At 60.8% G+C, this 6,166-nt stretch carries 1 protein-coding gene; it reads left to right on the top strand.

Translation table 11 applies throughout. The features are described 5' to 3' along the window. Positions 1-6,166, top strand: a 6,166-nt coding sequence (locus tag ACZ6WW_RS23485; RefSeq protein WP_465276332.1) for an SDR family NAD(P)-dependent oxidoreductase, incomplete at both ends; no start/stop codon positions are given.

Genomic DNA, 6,166 nt, shown 5'->3' on the forward strand with positions numbered 1-6,166 from the left:
GACCGCGGCGTAGCCCTGCCGCGCCGTGCCGGTATCAGTTCGTTCGGTTTCGGCGGCGTGAACTCGCACGTGGTGATCGAGGAGTATGTCGAGCCGGTCGAGGCCATCCTAAGCGAAGCGGCACCCGAATCAGTTCTGGTGGTGTTGTCCGCCAAGACGATGGCAGTGTTGCGCGAACGGGTGCAGCAGTTGCTTGTGGCCATCGCCTCGCCGGAGATGCGTGAGGCCAGCTTGGCTGATCTCGCCTATACGCTTCAGGTAGGTCGACAGGCGATGGCGGCGCGTTTGGCGCTCGTCGTTGACTCGTTCGAGGCATTGCAGGCGCAGCTGGAAGACTGGCTGACGGGGCAGGCGCAAGGTGTCTTCGTCGGCGAGCTGTCGGCAGAGAAGCTCGCTCAAACCGAACCCGTGACACTGATCGATAGAAATCTGCACGCTATCGCGCAGGCGTGGGTCGACGGGCAGGCGATCGATGGAGCGAGTCTGTACGAGGTGGGGAAGCATCGCCGGCTGGCGTTGCCAACCTATCCGTTTATCAGGGAAAAACACTGGGTCGAGGCGAAGCCCTGGTTGTCGGCGTCGTCACCCGCCGGGATGCATCCGCTGGTGCATCGCAATACCTCGACGATGGGGGGCTTGCGCTTCAGCAGCCGCTTTACCGGCAAGGAAAGCTTTCTTGCCGATCACGTGGTGCAGGGCGTGCCTACGCTGCCGGGAGCTGCGCAACTGGAGATGCTACGTGTCGTGGCAGCCCATGCGATTGCCGCCAACGGCCAGCTTCGCCTGAAAGACATCGTGTGGCTTCGACCGGTCGTTGTGGGTTCCGAGCCGCTCGATCTGCACCTCGCCCTGTTTCCGGAAGCCAATAGCGCGTACAGCTTCGAGCTCTACGACGAGAACCACGTCTACAGTGAGGGCTCGGCGATTTTTCTGCCCGATACGACCGCATCGACGCTCGATCTCGTCGAGATACGTTCGCAATGCACGCAATCGCTGGACGCGCCGGCATGTTATGCGGCGTTCGACCATATGGGTTTGAACTATGGGCCTGCGCATCGCGGGTTGAGCGAACTTTTCATCGGGCAAGGTCAGGCACTGGCGCGCATTACGCTACCTGACGCGGTCAAGCCGATGCAGGAGGGCTACGTCCTTCACCCCAGCATGATCGATGCGGTGTTGCAGGCAACGATCGCCTTTCAGGCATATGACGCCGGCCGTTGGGGCGAAGCGTCGTCGATGCTGCCGTTTGCATTGGGCACGCTTGACATCATGGGCCCCTGCGCCGAGAGCATGTGCGTGGTGATACGTCGTAGTGGCGGCACTACCGCTGACGATGCGTTGCAGAAGTTCGATATCTACCTGTGCACTGACGCAGGCGTGGTTTGCGCGCGCATAGGTGATTTCTGTGCGCGCACAGCCGCGCATCAGGAGTATGAAGAAGCCATACGAACAGCCTTGCTGCGACTTGATTGGACGAGTCAGCCGGTGACTGCATCGGAAACGCTACGCTATGAGAAACACGTCGTGCTGCTGTGCGGCGACTCGGAGGTTATCCGCGAAGGTTCACTCGCCCTGCAGTCCGGCTTGCCGGAGACCATGTGCATTGCCATCGATACGGGCCTTGAGCTCGCGCGGTGCTACGCATCGGCCGCTGCTACGTTGCTTGAGCAGATTCAGTTATTGAGCAAGCTGCCTGGGCAGCACCTGATCCAGGTCGTCGTTCCAAGCCAGGGCCAAGCACAGGTCATGGCGGGGCTTGGCGGTATGCTGCGTACGGCGCGGCTGGAAAATCCTCGCGTCATTGGCCAGGTAATCCATGTCGAAGCGGGCCAGGATGTGGTGAAGGCGCTGCGAGATAATCGCAACGACCCATCGGCCCAGGTGCGTTACGTCGATGGTCGGCGCGAAGTAGCCGGCTGGGTCGAACATCAGCCATCGCCCGATATCACGTTGGCCTGGAAGGATCGTGGGATTTACCTGATCACCGGTGGTGCCGGTGGCCTGGGCTTGATCTTCGCGCGCGACGTTGCGCGCCAGGCCAAGGGCGCAACACTGATTCTGACGGGACGCTCTCCGCTGACGGCGGCCGTGCAAACCCGGCTCGGCGAACTCGAGACGTTGGGAGTATTCGCACAGTATCGCCAGCTCGACGTGGGCGATCGTGATGCCGTGGCGCAGTTGGTGCGCGATGTCGCTCAAACTTTCGGCGGTCTGAACGGCATCATCCATGGCGCGGGTATCTTGCGCGACAGTTTCATCATTAAGAAGAGTGCAGAAGAGTTGCACGAGGTTCTGCATGCCAAGGTGCCTGGCACGCTCTACCTCGATGAAGCCAGCCGTGAACTGCCACTGGATTGGTTTGTTTGCCTCTCGTCCACATCAGGTGCGCTGGGAAATGTGGGGCAGGCCGACTATGCGGCGGCCAATGCGTTCATGGACGCGTTTGCACACCATCGCGCGGAACTGGCAAAGCAGGGACAGCGTAGCGGGCATAGCTTGTCGGTGAACTGGCCGCTATGGGAAGAAGGCGGCATGCAGGTCGATGCTGCGACGCGCCTGAGCATGACACAGCAGACCGGATTGATTCCGCTGCGCAGTGCCAGTGGGTGTACAGCGCTGGCCCAAGCCTTGTCGAGCGGTCTGCCACAAGTGCTGGTCGCCGAGGGCGCGATAAGTCGATTCAAGTCCAGCTTGTCTGCGATGCCGAGAGCCGCCCGAACTGTGGCTGACCAGGGCAATTCGCCATCGAGTGCGGCGACGGACGAGCTGCAGGAAAAGGCCATACGCTATTTCGTCCGACTACTGGCTGGCACGCTCAAGCGCCCGGTACACAGTATCGATGCACGTGCCCAAATGGAGGCCTACGGCATCGACTCCATTCTCGTGATGGACTTGACCCGAACCCTGGAACAAATATTCGGGCCACTTTCCAAGACGCTGCTGTTCGAATATCAGACCATTGCGGCGTTGGCCGGTCATTTCGTGGACAACCATCGCGCGCGCTTGGGCGAGGTGCTGGGCGAAACATTGAGCGATGCTTCAGATGCGGAGCCATTGCGCGAACCGGATGCTCCGGTCGCAGCTACCCAGCGCCGCCCGCGCTTTGGCATGGGCCAACCGAGTTTTCAGGCAGCGGGCAGACAGCCCGACGATGGGGCAGTCGTTGCGAGCAAGGACGTCGGCGAGATTGCCATTATCGGCGTGGCGGGGCGCTATCCGCAGGCCACCAATCTCGAACAGTTCTGGGCCAACCTGAGCCAGGGTAAGGACAGCATTACCGAGATTCCCGTCGAGCGCTGGGATCATGGGCTCTACTACGACGCGGATCGCAGCAAGACCGGCAAGACGTACAGCAAGTGGGGCGGCTTTATCGACGGCGTCGACCTGTTCGATCCGCTGTTCTTCAATATCTCGCCACGCGAAGCGGAGCTGATGGATCCGCAGGAACGACTGTTCCTGGAGTGCGTGCACGCCACGCTGGAGGACGCCGGCTATACCCGTGAAAATGTGGCCGAGGACAGTAGCGTCGGCGTATTCGTCGGCGTGATGTACGAGGAATACCAGCTTTACGGAGCGCAGGAGCAGGCCAGGGGAAACAACCTTGCCATGCTCAACAGTGCCGCATCCGTAGCGAACCGCATTTCGTACTTCTGCAATTTCAACGGCCCCAGCCTGGCGCTGGACACCATGTGCTCGTCGTCGCTGACGGCGATCCATCTGGCGTGCCGAAGCCTGCAGCGTGGCGACTGCACCGTGGCGGTCGCGGGCGGTGTGAACGTGTCGGTGCATCCGAACAAATACCTGATGCTGGCCCAGGGCAAGTTCATTTCCGGCAAGGGGCGCTGCGAGAGTTTTGGTGAAGGTGGTGAAGGTTATGTGCCGGGCGAGGGCGTGGGCGCGGTCTTGCTTAAGCCGCTGTCGCAAGCGATTGCCGATGGCGACCACATTTACGGGGTGATCAAGGCCACCGCGATCAATCATGGCGGCAAGACCAACGGCTACACGGTGCCGAACCCCAACGCACAAGCCAAGGTGATCGAGCGTGCCTTGCGTGAGGGTGGCGTGGACGCGCGTTCGATCAGCTACATCGAAGCGCACGGCACCGGCACCAGCCTGGGCGATCCGATCGAGATCGCCGGATTGTCCAAGGCGTTTCGAGGCTGGACGCAGGACAAGCAGTTCTGCGCGATCGGTTCGGCCAAGTCGAATATCGGCCATTGCGAGAGCGCGGCTGGTATTGCCGGCGTTACCAAGGTGCTGTTGCAGCTCAAGCACGGCCAGTTGGCACCGAGCCTGCATTCGAGCGTATTGAATCCAAATATCGACTTCACCAGCACGCCCTTTGTGGTGCAGCAAGAGCTCGCGCCATGGCCAAGGCCGACACGAGGGGATACACGCATCGCCGGCATTTCCTCGTTCGGTGCGGGCGGTGCCAATGCGCATGTCGTTATCGAAGAGTATGTCGCTCCCGCCGTGTCGCGTAAGGTAAGCGGACCGGCCTTGGTCGTGCTGTCGGCACGTCATGAGGACCGACTGCGCGAACAGGTGCGGCAGCTGCTGGATGCGATTGTCTCGGACGCGACCATCGACCTCGGCGACCTTGCCTACACATTGCAGGTAGGACGCGAGGCCATGGAGGAGCGGCTGGGCCTGGTCGTCGGCTCGTTGGCCGAACTACGCGCGAAACTGAGCGCCTATGTCGCGGGTGAGACGACCATCGACGATCTCTATCGTGGCCAGGTCAAGCGCAACAAAGAGACCCTGGCTGCCCTGGCCGGCGACGACGATATGGAAACGATCGTCGAGGCATGGATGGCCAAGGGCAAGTTCGGCAAACTGCTCGACCTGTGGGTCAAGGGCCTGACGTTCGACTGGCAGCATCTCTACGGGGCAGGCAGGCCACGCCGGATCAGTTTGCCGACCTATCCCTTTGCGCGAGAGCGCTACTGGATACCGGTGAACCCGGTAAAGCCGGCTGATTCGCCTGGTGCCCATATTCTGTTGCACCCATTGGTGCATCGGAACACGTCCGATGTGGCGGGTTTACGTTTCAGTACTCGCCTGACCGGCAATGAGTTCTTTTTGACCGACCACGTAGTGCAAGGGGACCGCGTGCTGCCGGGCGTGGCGCAACTGGAAATAGCGCGCTATGCAGTTGGCCAGGCGATCGGCGAAGGCCATCATCTTCAATTGAAAAACATCGCCTGGATTCGGCCCGTAACTGTTGGGGCCGACGGGGTCGATTTGCATATCGCCCTGAATCCACAAGACGACGGTGTGATCGACTTCGAGATATATCGCGAATCCGAAGACGGCCAGATCGCAGTCTATAGCCAGGGTAAAGTGACGGCTGTTGCCGATCATGTGCCTGCTGCGCTCCTGCACGATCTCGCCAGCTTGCGCCAACAGCACACGGCGGCCTATCTGGACGCAGCGCAATGTTATGCCTTGTTCGAACAGATGGGCCTGCATTATGGCCCAGCGTTCCAGGGCTTGAACGAACTATTTATAGGGAACGAACAGGTACTGGCGCGTATCACTCTGCCCGCCACAGTGTCCATGAATGACTACGTGCTGCATCCCAGCTTGCTGGATGCGGCCTTGCAGGCGACGTTGGGCTTGCAGATGAGCGCACCGTTCGATCTGAACAAGATGGCGCCGATGTTGCCCTTTGCGCTGGGCGAGCTGGAGGTGCTGGCGCCGTATACGAACACCATGTGGGCGGTGGTGAGGCACAGTGCCGGCAGCAAGTCCGGCGATGCAGTGCAACGACTCGACATCGATCTTTGCGATGAGCGCGGTGTGGTATGTATCCGGTTCAGGCAATTCAGTCTGAGGGCAACAACGGCGGAGTCAGGAGCAAGCACTGCACCGATTCAGACGTTGCAGCTGTACCCGACATGGACGCCTGCGGTCGTCGAACATGCAAGTGGTACCCGCTACGAGCAGCATGTTGTGCTGACTTGCGGTGTAGATATAGCTGGCCTGGATATCCATTTACCGGCTGCCATCCGCCTGACGCCTGGGGACGGTGAGGCTGTTGCCCAGCGCTTTGAATCCGCCGCAAGGATGTTGCTGGAACAGATCCAGTCGCTCAACGGGCAACCCGGCAAGCATCTGATCCAGGTCGTCGTGCCCGGGTACGGCGAAGGTCAGGTCATGGCCG

The sequence above is a fragment of the Dyella sp. NPDC103356 genome, from assembly GCF_055584465.1.